Below are 3,554 nucleotides of genomic sequence, written 5' to 3' on the forward strand. Positions count from 1 at the left end.
ACTCAGTGCAGAGAGATAGTCCTGGAAGACAGACTCAGTCCAATTGATTCGCTGGTGGTGGATAGTCACCAAGAACACCGTAGTCTGGATACCCACCACTACGGCAACCACCCATACGAATCCCAAGAAGAGCCTTACGAACTGTCTTCTCATAGCACTGTGCCTTCCTTCTCATGCCCGATAAAACGGTACCCATAGCCACGGACCGTCTCGATCCAGGGGCCGTCTCCAAGTTTGGAGCGGATATTCTTGATATGGGTATCGACCACCCGTTCATAGGAGTCGACAGCATAGTCGAAACACTCCTCGAGAATCTGGGAACGAGAAACCAAATGATGTGAGTTTTCAATCAGGAATGCAAGGATCCTCCACTCAGCGGCGGTCAGGACTACCTCCTGACCATCAACCAGCAGTTGGTGATTGGTCTCATCAAAGCGCATCGAGTGGTCATTGACGTATAGAAAGCCATCGCTTGGGCTGTAACTGTTGTTCCGGTATCGCCTGAGCACTGCCTGTACCCTGAGTACCAACTCCTTGGGACTGAAAGGCTTTGAGATATAGTCATCAGCTCCGAGTTCAAACCCGAGGATCCTGTCACTCTCCTCACTACGTGCAGTCATGAAGATCACCGGACAGTCACACTTCTCCTTGAGCTGTTTCACAAAAGCAAAGCCATCCCCGTCAGGGAGCATGACATCCTGGATAAGCAGGGATGGGACCTCTCTGGCAACAGCCTCACGAACCGCCCTGAGGGTTCCAAACCCTTTTACTTGATAGCCCGAGAGTTCAAGGTACTGGCGAACCCCTTCACGAATCACTTCATGATCCTCTACTATATATATAAGGTCCTGTGTCTCTGCCATCGGTTATTCCTGCCCTTCGCTTCCCTTCCCGGGAAGGTTGGAAGTACTCTTACCGGCAAACCGGTAACCATATCCCCTGACTGTTTCGATCCACTGTGGTCCCATGGGTCCCATCTTCGCACGCATATTCTTCACATGGGTATCGACGATTCGGTCATACGACTCAAAACTATAGTCAAAGCAGTGCTCCAATATCTGTGAGCGGGTGATGAGGATCCCACTGTTGCTCACCAAGTAACTCATAATCCTCCACTCCGCAGCAGTAAGCGGTATCTGCGAACCATCCAATGTGAAGAGGTGACTTACCTCATCAAACTGAAGTACAGACCCAGCCAACACCCAGGTCGAACCTCCCCGGTAGGCGGAGACACTGACATCAATACGACGGAACAGTGCGTGTACCCTAAGCACCAGCTCCTTGAAGCTGAACGGCTTGCATACATAGTCGTCAGCCCCCAACTCAAAGCCCAGGATGCGATCACTCTCAGCAACCCTGCTTGTCACGAAGATGACCGGAAACGAATGGGTCTGCTTCAGTTTCTTGATATAGCTGAAACCATCCCCATCGGAGAACTGTACTTCCAGGAGCATCAAGTCAGGTACCTGGCGGCTTATGGCCACCTGCACAGCATGCAATTCCTCAAATACATGCACCTCATATCCTGAAAGCTCGAGATACTGTTTTGCCCCTTCCCGATCCTCATTTATGGGGTCAACGATATAAATCATCTTCATAATGCAACATCACCATACCTTTGCTCGTCTGACAAGCATTCTTGTGGATTCAACACATAACTCCACATTATCTTCATATTTCATGGTAATAATAGACAGGATGTGTGCTGGCTGTCAAATACAACAGCTGATAATCACACAATTCATCCATTCTGCATGCGCATGGAGATATCCGAGCAAAATACCCGTCTATTGCACTGGTTAGGCTTCCACGCTACACTTGGCCAATGAAACTCAGGTGGAAGACCCTCATTGGAGACACACTCATCCTTGCCCTCTGCATCCTTGCCCTTGTTGCCATCAGCAGGCAGACCGCCAGCGGGGGAAGCGGGTATGTACAGATCCAAAGCAGCGAAGCCACCTACCGTTACAGTCTCGATGTCGATCGTGAGATTACCGTACACGGACCGCTGGGGGAAACCCTCGTAGTCATCGAGGATGGGCACGCCCACATCGAGGACTCCGCCTGCCCCACCAAAAGTTGCACCTTCCAGAAACCTATTTCAAATGCACACTCCTGGATTGCGTGCCTTCCAAACCAGGTATTGCTTACCATCGTAGGCAACAGCAGCGAGAATCTGGAGGTTGATGATGTCGCAAACTGAGAAAAAGATCGCCTTCATCAGTGCTGCAACCCTCCTGCTCTCCACCTTGGAGTACCTCATTCCGAAGCCCCTCCCCTTCCTTCGTTTGGGATTGGCAAACCTCCCCCTCCTTATCATCCTCGACGGCATGTCATTCGGTCCATTCTTCATCATCTTGTTGCTCAAGGCAGTCGGCCAAGGCATGGTAAACGGAACACTCTTCTCCTACCTCTTCCTGATTTCCCTTGCTGGCACCCTGAGCAGCGGTATCGCCATGAAAGGGGCGAAGAAACTCCTTGGACTCAAGGTCAGCCTTGTTGGCTGTTCCCTGCTTGGGGCCTTTGTAAGCAATCTGTCCCAACTCCAGGTTGCTTCCTGGGTTGCCTATGGTCCCTCCATCTGGATAGCCGCACCGCTTATGCTTGCTCTCGGCATGGTCACCAGCTTTGCGTTGGGATTGCTTGCTGAGATCTATCTGCAGAGGGGAACTACGGGAAAAGCACTCGCACAGGGAACCCTTTCCCTCTCCATGCCTCCCACCGAAGAGAAGGTTCCTCACAAACACCTGCTTTTTGCCTCTCTGCTAGCCATTGTTGCCATCCTCCTCGCAAAGGGCCTCATCACACTTGCGGTTATCACCGCATTGATGTATCTCCTGCAATGGGTTGCAGGGAGAAGAATCAGAATCCTACCAGCCCTCATGCTTATCTTCTCGCTGGTGGTATTAAGTCTGTTTGAACCAAATGGGAAGGTATTGTTCAGCATGGGAACGCTTGCCTTCACCGAAGGCTCGCTGACAATCGCCCTCACCAAGGCTCTCCGCCTGCTTTCCCTCCTCTCAGCCAGCCAGAGCCTGAGTGCAAGCAACCCCAAGATAGAAGGCAAGGCCGGCACACTGCTTGCCCTCACCCTTGCCTATTTCAGCTTGCTTACCCGATCTTTCCGTGAAACCAAAGGTTCTGTCATACAACGAGTGGACCAGGCACTGCAGGCCACGGCAAGTGGGAAAAACACCGATAAAACATCTCCTATTGTTCATAAGAAGCCAATCAACATACCATTGTTCCTTTTCATTGTTTTGGGTGTACTAACTGCCTCACTCATTAGCTTGATTGTATATTAAGTTCTATACAGTAATATTATTTAGTACTATTGTTATTTCATTTCTAATATTTTCCAGTTTATTTCATTTTTATGTGCACTAATGTGTTATTTAGTGCATTTTCTTACGTTATTACTATCCTTTTATTTTTTAAATTGTATTGACCTTATTAGATATTTTTTTATACATTATAGCCAAGAAACCTAACGAGGAGTACATCATGGTTGATAAGAAACAAACCGAAGAGCTTTTTGCAGGACAAAAAGAACT

General features: G+C 49.2%; 4 protein-coding genes. 2 read left to right on the plus strand and 2 right to left on the minus strand.

What is annotated here, in order from left to right; translation table 11 throughout:
• Positions 1–149: 149 nt before the first annotated feature.
• Together AB7S66_RS12085 and AB7S66_RS12090 are read right to left on the minus strand one after the other, a co-directional pair.
• Positions 150–863 (minus strand): response regulator transcription factor, encoded by a 714-nt coding sequence (locus AB7S66_RS12085; RefSeq protein ID WP_428520345.1) that lies wholly within the window; start codon positions 861–863, stop codon positions 150–152.
• 3 nt (positions 864–866) lie between these two features.
• Positions 867–1,598: a response regulator transcription factor gene (locus AB7S66_RS12090; protein ID WP_428520347.1), complete on the minus strand. Its 732-nt coding sequence runs from the start codon at positions 1,596–1,598 to the stop codon at positions 867–869.
• Between the two features lie 227 nt (positions 1,599–1,825).
• On the opposite strand from AB7S66_RS12090, the gene AB7S66_RS12095 reads away from it, so the two are divergent.
• The gene (locus AB7S66_RS12095) at positions 1,826–2,203 is read left to right on the plus strand and encodes a NusG domain II-containing protein (RefSeq protein WP_428520349.1); all 378 of its coding nucleotides are present in this window, start codon (positions 1,826–1,828) and stop codon (positions 2,201–2,203) included.
• Positions 2,187–3,305, plus strand: a complete 1,119-nt coding sequence (locus AB7S66_RS12100; RefSeq protein ID WP_428520351.1) for a Gx transporter family protein — start codon at positions 2,187–2,189, stop codon at positions 3,303–3,305. Before AB7S66_RS12095 ends, AB7S66_RS12100 begins: the two co-directional genes overlap by 17 nt.
• The last annotated feature ends 249 nt before the right edge of the window (positions 3,306–3,554 follow it).

Source organism: Sphaerochaeta sp. (genome assembly GCF_050178175.1).
GTDB lineage: Bacteria > Spirochaetota > Spirochaetia > Sphaerochaetales > Sphaerochaetaceae > Sphaerochaeta.

Excerpts from the sequence above, each read along its gene's own strand:
- AB7S66_RS12100 (WP_428520351.1), top strand. The coding sequence starts at position 2,187 with ATGATGTCGCAAACTGAGAAAAAGATCGCCTTCATCAGTGCTGCAACC.
- AB7S66_RS12090 (WP_428520347.1), bottom strand. The coding sequence starts at position 1,598 with ATGAAGATGATTTATATCGTTGACCCCATAAATGAGGATCGGGAAGGG.
- AB7S66_RS12085 (WP_428520345.1), bottom strand. The coding sequence starts at position 863 with ATGGCAGAGACACAGGACCTTATATATATAGTAGAGGATCATGAAGTG.
- AB7S66_RS12095 (WP_428520349.1), top strand. The coding sequence starts at position 1,826 with ATGAAACTCAGGTGGAAGACCCTCATTGGAGACACACTCATCCTTGCC.